Below are 14,383 nucleotides of genomic sequence, written 5' to 3' on the forward strand. Positions count from 1 at the left end.
TGCTAAAGATTAAATAAAGTGATGTCTCATGGAATCTAATAACGGCTGGTATGGTTTATTTGCTTATAATTGCAGGTTTTTATTCTACAGTTTGTTGTTGTTTACTTGAGGGTAATATCAATCTATCAAAGCGGTAACATGGATAACATCATATTAATTGTCTCTTTTTAAGAGACTAAGAGTCTGCTTTTTGTCATCTTCTCAAGTGAATTTCAGCCAAGTACAGTGAGGGCATCTGGATTGAGAACGCAATCTAGGACTGACTTTCTTACTGTGCTTGATGAGGTGAATCTGATGAAAATGAAAACAATTTTAATGACAACACTGTGCTCTTCTATGATGCTAGCCAATGCTCAAGCTGCTGACATTGAATACTTTATTGGTGCTGGTACGGGTTATCAAACCGATACTATTAATGGTGACATAAAAAAAGATACTGACGGCTTACCAGTGCAGCTTCGAGCAGGTTTATTGATTAACGAGCAGCATCGTATTACGGGAACGTTCAGTTACATGGAAGACAAGTTCTCAATTGACGATCAAAAGTACAAACATGAACAGTATTCTTGGTTAGTGTCTTACGACTATATGATCCCTGTGGCAAACAACACGCATTTGTTTATGGGGGTTACAGCGGGCGGCAATGATAATAAAGTGGCAGGTAAAGCGTCAGCGGATTTTGCATGGGGTGGTCAAGCGGGCGTCACCTACCAATGGAACGAACATTTCTCATCTGACTTGGGTTACCGTTATTTAGAACAAGACTACAGTAAAAATGGCGTCGATATTGATAACAGCCAACAAGTGTACTTAACCTTAGATTACAAGTTCTAAGTTAACGCTGGTTAATCGCTCCAAAAGGCATAGGGTCGTCGCTTATGCCTTTTTTAATTCTGTTTTGGTATCGTTTTTAGCACCCTTGTAATAGCCCGTTTCGGTTTCAATAAGAGACGTGGCCATATCAACAATGGTGTCGGCAAATAACTTAGCTGCTGCAGTCATATGTTTACGACTTGGATAGACTAAAAATGTGTCGATGGGAGTCGATTCAATTTCAGGTAACACACTGACGAGTTTACCTGAAGCAATGGCTTCAGCTGCAATACTATAAGGTAGCATTGAGATCCCCGCACCCGCCAAACAAAAGCTATATAAAGAATTCAGCTCGTTGGTGATGATATTGTATTTGACCTCAATGGTTTGATCGCCCATTTTAAGTTTGGTGTCGACCATACCATTGATTGAACGACTGCCAATAAATGAATGATCCTCTAAATCGGTGACATCATGAATGTCAGCAGCTTTATCTATGTAAAGCGGCGATGCAAATAATTTAAGGTTCAAAGTACCCAGTTTTTTAGCAATAAACCCACTGTCATCAAGCGTCCCAGTATCCAATACAAAATCTAGTCCGAGTCGCGCCAACTCTTTATAACCCCCATTCACCATAAAAATATCTAACTGAACATTAGGGTATTTAGTGACGAACTCTGCGATGTATTTATCTAACAATCTGTCTGTGAATGGAATAAGGCCAATTCTCACTCGTCCTTGGACTTCAGCTTGATCGTTTCGCATCACATGAGCTGCATTTCGAAGCTGGTTAACCAGAGGCTCTACTTGTTCAAGAAATTGCTCACCGTTGGGGGTTAACGACATTGCGCGAGTGGTACGGATAAAGAGTGGCGCACCGAGGTGTTTTTCTAAGTCGGCAATACGACGACTGACTAACGCCCGTCGGGTATCAAGTGATTCAGCTGCTTTGGAAAAACTGCCTAATTTGGCTACGGCAATAAATAACTCTAAATCATTGATGTGCATACTGTGGTCTTATATGAGTGACACGCACAATCAGTGTAATAAGTGGGTGATTTACTTGTCAATTCAGAGGCGATTTTTCGCTGGTTAGCTCACACCTGAACGGGGTTAAGCTGAAATAGTGGTTGAAGAGACAATGAGGGATTCTCAGTTGTGTTTATGGTTTTTTATGGCTGATAATAGGGCACTTACTTCAGTGATAAACGAGAAAACAGCATGACAATAGAACGCATAGAAACCAGCAAACGTATGAGCCGCATTGTAAAACATAACGGTACTATCTACTTATGTGGTCAAGTTTGCCAAGATGCGACGAAGGACATTACCGAACAAACCCAAACCATGCTGGATAAAGTCGAGGCGTTATTATTGCAAGCAGGCAGTGATAAAAAGCATATGTTATCAGCCACTATTTATGTCAAAGACATGTCATATTTTGCTGAAATGAATGCGGTTTGGGATGCTTGGGTGATTGAAGGTTATGCACCAGCGAGAGCTTGTGTGGCCGCTAAAATGGCGCGCGAAGCATTGTTGGTTGAAATTTCTGTCGTGGCTGCTGAAATTCAGGCTTAATACAGAAATGAGTGAGTGCTTAACCATAGTTTCTTATTAGCAGTATTTTGCCATATGACTATCAAATTGCTCTGCTAGTTTTAAATACTCATCTACCCAACCATTCTCCATTGCGATTTCTTGCAATGGAGCTGTTGGTAAAAACAAGTAATTGAGTTTACTCACATTAACTTTGCCTGAACTCTTTAGCAAATGTAATTGCTTATTGATTAGCTTCACTGTTGCATCGACTTCCATATCTGACCATATGGAGTCTTCCGACTTTTCAAGATACGCCAAAGTCTGTTCCAAAATTTGAGTTAATGGAACTTTAACATCTCGCTTAAATATCAGATTCCAGAGAAAGTTCATCTTGTGCTGTTAACGCCTCAATAATAGGCGCATAAATGCTTGGCTAAAATTAGCTATTGACGCCATAGTCTCTTGTTAGTGTTTAACCCGTGACAACAGTTCAGCGATTTCTTTAACAACCATTTCAGGTTCATCGTTTTGTGGATAGTGATAGCTTTTATCTGTTAAAACAGCTTTACCTTGAGGGAAAGCATTTGCCCAGTCTGAATGTAATTGACCCCACATATCTCGGGCTTGATCAGTAAAAAATAAAAGTGAAGGCTCTTCAAATTTTTTTGTAGACGCTATTACAGTTACAGGAATATCTGGTATTTGGGGATAGTCAGGTAAAGGTCGTTTTGACCAGAAATCGAGATATTGATTCGATATACCATTGGCAAGATCATCTAACTTTATTTGGGCTATTTGTTTTTCAGCCAGTTCTAAATCAATTTTACGCATGATATCAACGTCATGCTCTGAAGCTGGCTCAATGAGCATTAAAGCTGAGACCTTGTCAGGGTACGTTGACGAAAACCTCCTAGCGATATAAGCGCCGTATGAATGCGCTACATAAACAACAGGCTGTTCAATTTTTAAAGCATCTAGCAGCAAATAAGCTTCTTCGGAATATTCTTCAGAGGAATAGTTTTTTTTGATTTTCTCTGAGCCACCATTACCAATTCTAGAGTAACGAATGACTTTTGCTTCTTGGGCTAGATTTTCGAAAATAGGATCCCAATCTGACAATCCAGCAGAGCCACCAGCCTCTAAGAAAACAACATGTTTTCCATTACCTTTAATTTCATATTCAACATTAAAGCCTTTTACTTTGACGAAACTAATTTCAGCCGAAGCACTAAAAGCAAATATAGAGATTAAAACCAACAATCCGAGTTTCACGTAATTTCCTTAAACACTAACGCCGTTTTAAGCGGCAAGTAATAGCTTGCTAAAATGTGAAACGAAGTGGAACTGAGCAAGCTGTAACGAGTCCGACTTTAAAACCTTGTTAGCTGCTTTTTAGGTTACGTTCTAAGAATACAACTCTCGTTTTACCCAACTTTGCCGTTTTAAACTCAGAATAACCACGACGTTTATACATCGCTAAATTAGAAGCACTAAACTCCCCTGTAAAAAGCTCGACACGATTAGCTTCTGGAAATACAGTTTCAAGTGAAGAAAGCAACTTAGAGCCAACACCCTTGCCATGTAGTTCAGGCCATACCGCCATGCGTCCAATATGACAACTACCAGCTTCTAAGCGAGCTTGACCGCTTGCCAATAACTTACCGTTATCAACAACTTTCAAAATCGTTTTCTTCTCAAAGTCTGCTTTCAGTTCATCAAGCGTTTGAGTTAAAGGCGGGATATTAAAGTCATTATGCAGTTCAGCTTCTGATTGATACGCAACGCGTTGAAGCTCTAGTAAACTTTCTGCATCTTCAATTGTGGCGTGAAATATTTCCATATACTCAATTCCTTTTGGCAGCTAACAGCTTATTATATAACTGCTCGATAATGTTCCTGAAAAAATTCAACTTAGTAGCAACGATACCAAGCCAACCGACTGTTTAGTATTGATAAAATGAAAATTTAACACCCGTTTTATTAATATCAAGCCCGCAAAAATGAGCGCTTTGATGTAGAGGTCTCTACAGCCTTTTATCAATAACTTTAGATTCAACAACTTATCAAAAAACTAGAAGTTTATCGAGCATAAATCACCCGATTTTTTGCTCACTATTCTCGCGAGTCATCTGCGTACAATTATAACTGTATTTCTATCTAGTACTTCAAAGTCAGATTTAGTGCGCAATACATTAGAAAATATAAGGGGATATTTCCGCTCACTGCCACATGAGTTTCTCTTGCTAGCTCGTTATGGGGCAGAAACGCGTTAGAACTACAAACGAAGTTTAAAGCTGGATAATCCCCCGTTGGAAATCTTTCGCTTCCCAGAAAATTTCGCCGGGGCTGCTGGGACTATGGTTTATAAAGAATCAAGAGGGGTGAGCAGTTTCACCCTTCTTGCTCTGGTGTGGGCGAAGGGCCACGACGTTAATCCAAACGGAGTTTAGAAATAGAAAGAACACTACGACGTTAATCCAAACTTTAAAATAAGCGCACAATTACCTATTTATCTCCTTCTTAATTTGAGTATCAATTAACGTTAATTGAGATATTTATCGCTGCTTATCCGCGCTAATACGATTAAGCCTTTTTGCACGCTAGGATCAGATGCCATTGAACTGATATACTGCCCGCCTGATTTTTGGGAGGACCAATGGACGTATCATCTTTATTAGACGGCTTAAATGAAATGCAGCGCGAAGCAGTGGGTGCACCGCTTTCTAGCATGCTTGTTTTAGCTGGAGCAGGCAGTGGTAAAACAAGGGTATTAACCCACCGTATTGCTTGGTTGATGCAGGTTGAACAACAAAGTCCATACTCCATTTTAGCGGTAACCTTTACCAATAAAGCGGCTGCAGAAATGCGCGAGCGTGTTGAGAAAGTGGTTGGCACAAATATGGGCCGCATGTGGATTGGTACCTTCCACGGGTTAGCCCACCGTTTGCTGCGGACTCATTATCAAGATGCGAATTTACCGCAAAGCTTCCAGATCATCGATTCTGATGACCAATTACGTTTACTTAAACGTATTCTTAAAAGCCTCAATTTAGATGAAAAGCAATATCCGCCACGTCAATGCCAAGGTTATATCAATGGTAAAAAAGACCAAGGATTACGCCCAAAGCATATTGATGCCGGCGGTTTTCCTATTGAGCAAAATCTACTTAATATCTACAAGATTTATCAAGAGTCATGCGATCGCGCTGGGTTAGTCGACTTTGCTGAAATCCTATTACGTGCTCACGAGTTATGGCTCAATAAACCCCATGTTTTAGCGCACTATCAAGAGCGCTTTAAACATATTTTGGTAGACGAATTTCAAGATACTAACGCCATTCAATATGCGTGGATCAGAGTGCTTGCCGGTAATTCTGCCAATGTGATGATTGTGGGTGATGACGATCAGTCCATTTATGGCTGGCGCGGCGCTCAAGTTGAAAACTTGCATCGCTTTTTAAATGACTTCCCTGGTTCAAATACCGTTAGGCTTGAGCAAAATTATCGCTCAACAGCTAACATTTTGAATGCTTCGAATGAATTAATTGCTAATAACCCTGAGCGTTTAGGTAAAAAACTGTGGACCGAAGATAAGGCGGGTGAGCCTATTTCAGTGTACTGCGCCTTTAACGAAATGGATGAAGCCCGTTTTATTGTTGGCAAAATGGCTGAGTGGCATGCCAAAGGTGGCAACTTAGCGGATTGTGCGATTTTATATCGCTCTAATGCGCAGTCTCGTGTGCTTGAAGAAGCGTTGCTGCATAAAGGCTTAGCGTACCGTATATACGGTGGCTTACGCTTCTTCGAACGCCAAGAAATTAAAGATGCGATGGGTTATATGCGTCTTATCAATAATAAAGATGACGATGCCGCTTTTGAAAGGGTTGTGAACACGCCAACCCGTGGTATTGGTAACCGTACCTTAGAGATTATTCGCTCCACAGCGCGTCAGCAAGAAATGACCATGTGGCAAGCCAGTGTCAGACTGATAGAAGAAAAAGTATTAACGGGCCGAGCGGCGAACGCAGTTAATGGCTTTATGGATTTAGTGATTGGTATGCGCACAGACACCTTAGATATGAGTCTGTATAGCATGACTGATACCGTGATTCAGCGATCTGGATTGCGTGCAATGTACGAAGCCGAAAAAGGCGAAAAAGCCCAATCTCGTGTTGAGAACTTAAACGAGTTAGTTACCGCAGCTCGCAGCTTTGAAATGCCTGAAGAGTTAGAAGATATGGGCGAGCTAAATGCCTTTTTATCTCATGCTGCATTGGAGGCAGGTGAAGGCCAAGCTGACAAGTTTACTGATGCGGTGCAGTTAATGACTTTGCATTCAGCCAAAGGGCTAGAGTTTCCTGTGGTGTTTATGGCAGGGGTTGAAGAAGGTATTTTCCCAAGCAAAATGGCACTGGATGAAGGTGACCGTTTAGATGAAGAACGCCGCTTGTGTTACGTGGGTATGACCCGTGCGATGCAAAAACTCTACATCAGTTATGCTGAATCACGTCGTATTTATGGCCGTGAAGATTATGCCAGTCCTTCTCGCTTTATTGGTGAAATACCGTCTGAATATGTTGAAGAAATCCGTATGAAGGCATCAGTTTCGGCGCCAGCAATGAGCAGTCGTTTCAATGTACCTCGCCAATCAATTGCCAATGACAGTGGCTTTAAAGTGGGTCAAAAGGTGAAACACTTTAAATTTGGTCAAGGCATTGTCACTGACTTTGAAGGCACAGCGGATAAAGCGAGAGTGCAAGTTAACTTTACTGACTTTGGCAGTAAGTGGTTATTGGTCTCACTAGCAAAGCTAGAGTCTTGCTAGGCGGTATATGTCGTTCCAAAACCGCTTTTTCAGTTGATGAAGGGCTGTTTAGTTTTTCTGAACCCAATGATCTGATATGGGATAGATAGGATAATTGGTATTGGAACGAGATTTTGAACAAATGGTGACCATTGTCGTTATATCCACGATAAACAAGTGTTTTAACACGCCCTTAGCATGTTAAATTATTCATTTGGCAAACACACATAAATAACGCCAGTTCATCATGGCGAATAAGAAGTGATAAAACTTCAAAAAGTGGGAGTGAGTTAGCCATGGCAGTATCCTCATGGACGCTTAAAGAAAAGATTTCAGTTTATAAACGGTTAACACGTTTAGACAGGCCAATTGGGACATTATTACTCATGTGGCCATGTTTGATGGCGCTGGTGTTAGCTGCTGGTGGCATGCCTGATGTAAAGGTACTGGTTATCTTTGTATTTGGTGTATTTATCATGCGTGCCTGTGGGTGTGTCATTAATGACTTTGCCGACAGAAAATTAGACGCCCATGTCGAGCGAACGAAAAACAGGCCACTCGCTTCAGGTGAAGTCAGTAGCAAAGAAGCGTTGATGTTATTTATCGTCATGGCGCTGATTGCGTTTAGCTTGGTGTTATTTTTAAATCCACTCGTGGTTAAGCTTTCGGTGGTGGGGATTATTCTCACCATTATGTACCCGTTTATGAAACGGGTGACGAATATGCCGCAAATGTTTTTGGGGATAGTGTGGAGCTGGTCAATCCCGATGGCCTATGCCGCCCAGCTTGGTTATGTGCCTGTTGAGGCATGGTGGTTATTTGCGGCTAATTGGTGCTGGACTGTGGCTTATGACACTATGTATGCCATGGTTGATAGGGATGATGATTTAAAAGTTGGCATTAAGTCTACTGCCATTTTATTTGGCAGTTACGATCGCCAGTGGATAGCGTTGTTTCAACTTGCCGCACTGACTTGTTTTATATGTGCCGGTTGGTCAGCTGAGCGAGGACTGTTTTACGGCGTTGGTATTAGCAGCTTTATTGTATTCAGTGCTTATCAGCAATGGCTGATTTATAGCCGCGAACGGGCGCTGTGTTTTAAGGCATTTTTAAATAACAATTGGGCTGGTTTTGCGTTATTCATTGCACTTGTCGCTGATTATATTTTACCATACTAATGTTGCTGCAAAATTAAGCTAAAACAACTGATTAACGCTATTATTTTTAGCCTTTTGTTTTAGCTTTGCTGTAACACAAGATTATTAATGACACATCACTAAAAACAACATCAACAAGGATAGCTGATGCATATTGTTTATTTGCTGGCCGTAGCGGTAATGGGATTATTAACCCTATCTGCGCCAGTCAGGGCTGAGCAGGCCTTTTCCATTCCTAATACCTCATCCATTATTTTAGAAGATTCCGATAGAAGCTATAAAATATGGATTAAATTACCTAACAGTTATCAAGAACAAGATCCGATTCAGTATTACCCTGTAGTCTATATGACTGATGCCATGTACAGCTTTCAAGTGGTATCTGGTGTAACGCGACTACCGATGAACATGCGGGAAATGGATCAAGCCATATTAGTTGGCATTGATTGGCAAGAAGGCATGAGCCCAGCAGCAAGTCGGATAAGGGACTACACACCAAGTTCAGATAAAAGCTGGAAGCGTAAAACCGGTGAAGCCCAGAGACACCTGAATTTTATTGCTAACAAGCTCATGCCTCATATTAATAAACACTATCGCACTAACCCTAGTCAAAATACCTTAATTGGTCATTCCTTAGGTGGCTTATTTGGCGCCTATGCTTTGCTAAAGCAGCCACAGTTATTTAACCATTATCTATTGAGTAGTCCGTCATTATGGTTTGATGACAAGCAGCTGATGAAGCAATTTCGTTCTGCTGACTTTATGCTAAAAGACGTTAATGCCAAGGTTTATATCGCAATTGGTGAATATGAAACGGCAGCGCTGACGGAGTATGGTCATGACATGGTGGCAGATGCGAAAGCGTTTCAGGCGATTTTGTCCCAAAAGAACAGATTATCAGCTGCGCAAACGCTCAATGTTCGATTACAGGTAATTGAAGCGGCAACCCATAATATGGCGTTTCCAACAGCGGCAATTCAAGGGCTAAGCTGGTTTTTAGCTGCCGAATAATCATAGGGTTTCAGTATTGCCAAGTTGCGATAAGTAGTCAGCAACTTTACCTGTTACGGAAAACAACATGAATCAGATAAGGATATTGCTATGAGGCCCGTCGTAAAATATCGACTGATTTTTCTAGCGTTGGCAATCGTACTGTTTACTCTGGGGGTGCAGTTAACGCCAGAGACACTTGTCAGCAAAAGTGACGAGTTAACCTTAATGCTCATTGCCATGGTTTACTTTGCTATTATTCCATTGGTGTATTGGTACTGTATTATCAAAAAAGGCAGCCAAAAATGGTGGAAGCTGATTGTGATTATCAGCTTAAGCAGTCTGGTTGCTAGGCTCAGTTTCCCTGCTGATATCGCTGAATATTTTGAATTTATTGCTTGGCTGCGTTACCCCGTCATTGCAGTATTATTGATTATTGAAGGCTATTTGGTATTTACCATTATCCGTGGCTTATTAAAGGTTAGAAAGGTAAAAGGCGACCCGAGAGTCAGTGCGGTAGAAATGTATGCAGATAAGGATGAGAAGGCGCTGTCTATTGCCTTTATCGTGGCGGGTGAACCCACAAACTGGTATTACGCTATTCCATGGTTTTCTCGTCATCATCCTACAGCACTCAGCCACATTAAGTTAATGAGTGCCAAGCCTTGGCATTTGTTATTCATGCTTACTGGTTGTTTAACTAGTTGTATTGCCAGCTATATGATGTTGGTTCACTGGAGTGAATTAGCCGCGATTATCGTGTCTTCAATCATCAGTTTATCCTTGGTGATGTTGGTGGCGAATTATCGTATCGCGCGCCATTACTCAATGTATTTAATCCGCGATAGACTAGTGATTAATAATGCCATTTGGGGCTTTATGGCGATTGATGTTAATGAGATTGAAGCGGTAGAGGTGAATCAAATAGCCAAGAAGGTTGTTGATGATGAGCTGGCCATTGGGCGAGGCGAGCTGACTAATCTCACCATACGTTTTAACACGCCACAATGGTATTTTGGCGGGTTAGGGCAATTAGTTGAAAAGCTCACCGTATTGCACCTTCAAGTTGCTGAGCCAGAAAAGGTGTTCGAGACACTGGTGAATGTTGAACATAATCAAGCGGCGTAATCTTTCGAATTGTTACCAAGCGGATTGGTGAAGATTGTGCATAAAAAAATGCGCCAACGTAGGCGCATTATTGTTATTCATTTGAGCTGATTAGTCGGCATTGATAATGCACTTAATCTGGCCTACTTGGATTAGTTACTCACTAATTTGGCTAAGTCAGCAGGTCGATAATAAACCGATTTTAATACCTTACCTTGGCGAACGACTTTACCCGCCATTTCTACATCTTTTGCACATTTAGCAATGATAAACTCGCCTTTGGTGCTGCCAACAATTTCAACGCCTTGCTTGGCATAATGGGCGACTGTTTCAGCTAATTCTTGCTCATTACGGCATACTTTACTCATGTTGCTTGAGTGGACTTCATCCCAACATTCAATAAAGTTAATTTCGCGATTGTTAGCCACACATAACAGTAAATCAACTAAGTAACTAATTTCTATGCGGTCAGTGATTTTGCTAGCGCCTAAATGCACTAAACGCCCCATAAGCACATAAACCGAGTCAACGATGGCGTCAGCTTGTTCAACACGGCAGTCAGCTTCAGCAAGCTCTGTTAACTCTTCAATGATGAGTGAGGTATGTAGGGTATCTGCTTTATCATCTAGGCTGGTTGCATCTTCGATGGGTAAATCAAAGGTGCTGCGAAATTCTCTGATATCACGGTATAAATGGTCAAAAATGGATTGGTCTAAAACAGATAACTTCATGAGTCAGTAAGCCTAGTTAATAAAATAGGCGATTATGGTAATGAATTGCACTTCGTTCTACAAGAAAAACGGCGACACAGGGTCACCGTTAAGATAATAAAAATAACCGCCCATAAAACAGGGATCGGGCGGAGGTTAATAGAACCTTTTGTGATGATGAAACTAAAACTGATTTGTTATCTATTGGCATATTTGGCAATTAAGCCATCTAAGTAAGGTTGAATACCTTCGTCAGTCCAATCGATATAGCCTCGAACAAACCCAACAAGATTCCCTTTGCCGTCAAGAAAGAAACTTGCAGGGAGTAAATCTGCAGGCATGATGTAATCAATGTCTTTGTCGGGATCGATCCAAGTGGCATATTCTCCAAAACCGTGTTTTTCAAAAAACGGTTGGATATTGGCTGGATCTTCGTCAATCGAAATAGGGACTAAAGCAAAGTCATTATCTTTATTGCGCGCTTTAATCGCCTGCATGGCTGGGATTTCCTTGATACAAGGCGCACACCATGTTGCCCATAGGTTTACCATGACCAATTTACCTTGATGCTGTTTCAAATTGACCGTTTTTAATTGTTGGTCTTTGAAATCAATATCTTTAATTTTTCTGGCATTGTGCAGTTCGACAAATCGGGACATCACCATAGGTTTAGCGATAGGTTCACCGGTTTCATAGACTTTGGCTTCATTAGGACTAGCGATAGCATTAAGGTGCAGACTGCCAGTCAGTAATAGCATGGTAAATGGAAGTAATTTATTCATAATAATTCTCATAAGATTGTGGCGCTGAGTTGGCTTGTTGTTTTTTGATCCAAGCAATGCCACCAAAAGCGGCAAGTAAGATTAATCCAAGTGGAATGACCCATAATGCCAACGTGCCTGAGTGGAAACTTGGGGTGTAGCGGATCCGTTCGCCAAAGCGAGCGACCATAAAATCAATGATTTGTTGTTTAGATTGGCCTTCATCGAGTTTTTGAAAAATATGGCCTTTAAGTTCATTAGCAATTTGAGTTTGTGAATCAAACAAACTGCGATTGTCGGAAATTGGACAACGTAATTCTTGCGCAATTTCAAACCCCAATGCACGTTTTTCACTGGCGCTATACTCGTTTGGCATCGTGATATCTTCAGCACTTGCTGGTTTTACACTGATGGCAATCAATACGCTGACAATCAGACTAATCAAGATGTGAGATAAATGACTCAATGAGCCTGATCGGGACGAATTAACTGTTGGAAATATCATGATGTCGGCTCCTGTAATGCCTGTGATTGAGATAAGGCTTGAAGCTGTTTTAGAGGTCGAGCTGTTTGTGATTGATGGCGGTATAAGGGACTTTTACAACCAAAGACCACCACTAGCCCTGCAATCATCATCATTAATGCACCAAGCCATAAGCCATTTACCAGTGGTTTATAGCTGATACGGATCAGGTATTCGGTGTCATTTAGCGGTGTACCCATTGAGACATATAAGTCTTTTAACGGGCTCGAATGCACACCTGCTGCTGACATTTGCATACCGTTGGTTTTAAGGGTACGACGTTGCGGATAGACATACGCAATAGGATTTTCATTGCTATCCATTACGAGGATATTGGCTTGCAGTGCATCATAGCTTTGCGTTGTCACATGCTGAGTTTGCTCAAAGACAAATGTATAACCGGCGAGTTCTCTACCTTGGTTAGGCCCCATACTGAGCACTTCTTCTTGCTCAAGATTTGAAACGACGGTACCTGCAAGTATGGCCATCGCAACGCCAAGGTGTGCAAGGCACATGGCATAAAATCGGCGGCTATGATGTTTATCTGCACCTTGTTGGTGCTGAATAATGGCAACCATGATTGTCAGCACTAACCAAGTAACAGAGGCTAATCCGAGGAAAAACCATACATTGGCCTGCTCGAGTGCGACATTGAATATCGCTGCAGTGGTTGTTGAGATGAGCAATAATATTGCAGGTACAGTGAGGTTTGAGCGTTTATCGACTTGCCAACGTAGCAGGGGAGCAAGCCCCATTAATAGGCTTAGTATCACCACAATAGGCACAAAAATACTGTTGAAGTAAGGAGCACCTACTGAAATCGTTACGCCAGTGAGCACGCGATAAATTATAGGGTAGTAGCTCCCTAATAAGACAGACAATGCGGCGACAACAAGTAATAGGTTACCCATTAGCAGAAGGCTATTACGGGATATCAGAGCAAATTTATCTCGGGTCTGAATGTATTGCGCTCGGGTGGCAAATAAACCTAAAGCACTACCAGCAAATACAATTAGCAGGAATAAAATCGACATTCCTCTAGTCGGATCGGCGGCAAAGGCATGGACTGATTGCACTACGCCAGAACGGACAATAAAGGTACCTAATAAACTGAGCGAAAATGCTAAAATAGCTAAGAATAAGGTCAACTTTTTACATTGTCCGAGTCGTTCACTCATGGTCACTGAGTGAACTAGAGCCGTAGCCACAAGCCATGGAATAAATGAGGCATTTTCAACCGGATCCCAAAACCACCAACCACCCCAACCAAGCTCGTTATAAGCCCACCATGAGCCAAATGCATTCCCGCCAGTTAAAAATACCCAAGCCATTAATGCCCAAGGTCTTAGATAACGTGCATGTTGCTGAGTAAATTCCTTGCCAATTAGCGCGGCGACTGATGCTGCAAAGCATACTGTTAAACCGACATAGCCAAGAAATAATAACGGAGGATGAATAATCAGCCCGATATTTTGCAAGATAGGGTTTAAATCTCGCCCTTCAATAGGAAAATTCGGCAGTAATCTAACAAAAGGATTAGAAGTGAAAATGATAAATAAGCTAAAACCAAAAATCACTAATGCTAGTACCGATACGGTACGAATAAAAAACGCATGATGATTATTAGCATGAGTATTGGCAATAATCGCAGTCCACAGGGCGATGGCCGATACCCAAAACAACATTGATCCTTCATGACTCCCCCAAATCGCAGCGATTTTATAAAATGTGGCAAGTTGCGTATTGGAATGATCGGCGACATAAGCAACAGAGAAATCATTAGTAATAAAGCTGATGCCTAAACAAATAATGGCACCAATAAATGCACTAATCATCATATTACTGAGTAGACGATAATAGCTAATTAAATAATCATTATTATTCGATAAACCAAGCATAGGTATAATAGCTAATAATAATGATAGCACAGTCGCTATTATTAATAGTAAATGTCCAATTTCAGGAATCATATTATTACC

14 protein-coding genes are annotated in these 14,383 nt (G+C 41.3%); 6 read left to right on the top strand and 8 right to left on the bottom strand.

Annotated elements, in window-relative coordinates; translation table 11 throughout:
• The first annotated feature begins 294 nt into the window (after positions 1–294).
• Positions 295–834 (top strand): outer membrane beta-barrel protein, encoded by a 540-nt coding sequence (locus A9267_RS12180; RefSeq protein WP_065109359.1) that lies wholly within the window; start codon positions 295–297, stop codon positions 832–834.
• A 42-nt stretch (positions 835–876) separates the two neighbouring features.
• Here A9267_RS12180 and A9267_RS12185 read toward each other — a convergent pair whose 3' ends face one another.
• Positions 877–1,821, bottom strand: a complete 945-nt coding sequence (locus A9267_RS12185; protein ID WP_065109360.1) for a LysR family transcriptional regulator — start codon at positions 1,819–1,821, stop codon at positions 877–879.
• A 213-nt stretch (positions 1,822–2,034) separates the two neighbouring features.
• Here A9267_RS12185 and A9267_RS12190 point away from each other — a divergent pair, with 213 nt between their 5' ends.
• Positions 2,035–2,391 (top strand): RidA family protein, encoded by a 357-nt coding sequence (locus A9267_RS12190; protein WP_065109361.1) that lies wholly within the window; start codon positions 2,035–2,037, stop codon positions 2,389–2,391.
• Positions 2,392–2,427: 36 nt separating this feature from the next.
• Here the strand turns inward: A9267_RS12190 and A9267_RS12195 are convergent, their stop codons facing one another.
• The 3 genes from A9267_RS12195 to A9267_RS12205 form a co-directional block, all read right to left on the bottom strand.
• Positions 2,428–2,742: a hypothetical protein gene (locus A9267_RS12195; RefSeq protein WP_065109362.1), complete on the bottom strand. Its 315-nt coding sequence runs from the start codon at positions 2,740–2,742 to the stop codon at positions 2,428–2,430.
• A 75-nt stretch (positions 2,743–2,817) separates the two neighbouring features.
• The gene (locus A9267_RS12200) at positions 2,818–3,624 is read right to left on the bottom strand and encodes an alpha/beta fold hydrolase (protein ID WP_065109363.1); all 807 of its coding nucleotides are present in this window, start codon (positions 3,622–3,624) and stop codon (positions 2,818–2,820) included.
• A gap of 109 nt (positions 3,625–3,733) precedes the next feature.
• Positions 3,734–4,192 (bottom strand): GNAT family N-acetyltransferase, encoded by a 459-nt coding sequence (locus A9267_RS12205; protein WP_065109364.1) that lies wholly within the window; start codon positions 4,190–4,192, stop codon positions 3,734–3,736.
• A gap of 816 nt (positions 4,193–5,008) precedes the next feature.
• Here A9267_RS12205 and uvrD point away from each other — a divergent pair.
• From uvrD to A9267_RS12225, 4 genes are all read left to right on the top strand, one after another.
• Positions 5,009–7,177, top strand: a complete 2,169-nt coding sequence (gene uvrD, locus A9267_RS12210; protein WP_055023507.1) for a DNA helicase II — start codon at positions 5,009–5,011, stop codon at positions 7,175–7,177.
• A gap of 275 nt (positions 7,178–7,452) precedes the next feature.
• Positions 7,453–8,334: a 4-hydroxybenzoate octaprenyltransferase gene (gene ubiA / locus A9267_RS12215; protein WP_065109365.1), complete on the top strand. Its 882-nt coding sequence runs from the start codon at positions 7,453–7,455 to the stop codon at positions 8,332–8,334.
• Between the two features lie 126 nt (positions 8,335–8,460).
• Positions 8,461–9,324: an alpha/beta hydrolase gene (locus A9267_RS12220; RefSeq protein ID WP_065109366.1), complete on the top strand. Its 864-nt coding sequence runs from the start codon at positions 8,461–8,463 to the stop codon at positions 9,322–9,324.
• A 90-nt stretch (positions 9,325–9,414) separates the two neighbouring features.
• Positions 9,415–10,431, top strand: coding sequence for a hypothetical protein (locus A9267_RS12225; RefSeq protein ID WP_065109367.1), 1,017 nt, complete (start codon positions 9,415–9,417; stop codon positions 10,429–10,431).
• Positions 10,432–10,562: 131 nt separating this feature from the next.
• Here A9267_RS12225 and A9267_RS12230 read toward each other — a convergent pair whose 3' ends face one another.
• From A9267_RS12230 to A9267_RS12245, 4 genes are all read right to left on the bottom strand, one after another.
• Complete coding sequence (locus A9267_RS12230) at positions 10,563–11,141, bottom strand: nucleoside triphosphate pyrophosphohydrolase family protein (RefSeq protein WP_065109368.1); 579 nt, start codon at positions 11,139–11,141, stop codon at positions 10,563–10,565.
• A 176-nt stretch (positions 11,142–11,317) separates the two neighbouring features.
• Positions 11,318–11,902, bottom strand: a complete 585-nt coding sequence (locus A9267_RS12235) for a TlpA family protein disulfide reductase (protein ID WP_065109369.1) — start codon at positions 11,900–11,902, stop codon at positions 11,318–11,320.
• Complete coding sequence (locus tag A9267_RS12240; RefSeq protein ID WP_065109370.1) at positions 11,895–12,386, bottom strand: cytochrome c-type biogenesis protein; 492 nt, start codon at positions 12,384–12,386, stop codon at positions 11,895–11,897. The genes A9267_RS12235 and A9267_RS12240 overlap by 8 nt, the downstream gene beginning before the upstream one ends.
• A complete protein-coding gene (locus A9267_RS12245; RefSeq protein ID WP_065109371.1) occupies positions 12,383–14,374 on the bottom strand; it encodes a heme lyase CcmF/NrfE family subunit in 1,992 nt (663 codons plus the stop codon). Before A9267_RS12245 ends, A9267_RS12240 begins: the two co-directional genes overlap by 4 nt.
• Positions 14,375–14,383: the final 9 nt, after the last annotated feature.

It is taken from the genome of Shewanella sp. UCD-FRSSP16_17, from assembly GCF_001675935.1.
Classification (GTDB): domain Bacteria; phylum Pseudomonadota; class Gammaproteobacteria; order Enterobacterales; family Shewanellaceae; genus Shewanella; species Shewanella japonica.

What these genes read in the sequence shown, in the direction of transcription:
- A9267_RS12180 (WP_065109359.1), top strand. Translation starts at nt 295, where the DNA reads ATGAAAATGAAAACAATTTTAATGACAACACTGTGCTCTTCTATGATG.
- A9267_RS12185 (WP_065109360.1), bottom strand. Translation starts at nt 1,821, where the DNA reads ATGCACATCAATGATTTAGAGTTATTTATTGCCGTAGCCAAATTAGGC.
- A9267_RS12190 (WP_065109361.1), top strand. Translation starts at nt 2,035, where the DNA reads ATGACAATAGAACGCATAGAAACCAGCAAACGTATGAGCCGCATTGTA.
- A9267_RS12195 (WP_065109362.1), bottom strand. Translation starts at nt 2,742, where the DNA reads ATGAACTTTCTCTGGAATCTGATATTTAAGCGAGATGTTAAAGTTCCA.
- A9267_RS12205 (WP_065109364.1), bottom strand. Translation starts at nt 4,192, where the DNA reads ATGGAAATATTTCACGCCACAATTGAAGATGCAGAAAGTTTACTAGAG.
- uvrD (WP_055023507.1), top strand. Translation starts at nt 5,009, where the DNA reads ATGGACGTATCATCTTTATTAGACGGCTTAAATGAAATGCAGCGCGAA.
- ubiA (WP_065109365.1), top strand. Translation starts at nt 7,453, where the DNA reads ATGGCAGTATCCTCATGGACGCTTAAAGAAAAGATTTCAGTTTATAAA.
- A9267_RS12220 (WP_065109366.1), top strand. Translation starts at nt 8,461, where the DNA reads ATGCATATTGTTTATTTGCTGGCCGTAGCGGTAATGGGATTATTAACC.
- A9267_RS12225 (WP_065109367.1), top strand. Translation starts at nt 9,415, where the DNA reads ATGAGGCCCGTCGTAAAATATCGACTGATTTTTCTAGCGTTGGCAATC.
- A9267_RS12230 (WP_065109368.1), bottom strand. Translation starts at nt 11,141, where the DNA reads ATGAAGTTATCTGTTTTAGACCAATCCATTTTTGACCATTTATACCGT.
- A9267_RS12235 (WP_065109369.1), bottom strand. Translation starts at nt 11,902, where the DNA reads ATGAATAAATTACTTCCATTTACCATGCTATTACTGACTGGCAGTCTG.
- A9267_RS12240 (WP_065109370.1), bottom strand. Translation starts at nt 12,386, where the DNA reads ATGATATTTCCAACAGTTAATTCGTCCCGATCAGGCTCATTGAGTCAT.
- A9267_RS12245 (WP_065109371.1), bottom strand. Translation starts at nt 14,374, where the DNA reads ATGATTCCTGAAATTGGACATTTACTATTAATAATAGCGACTGTGCTA.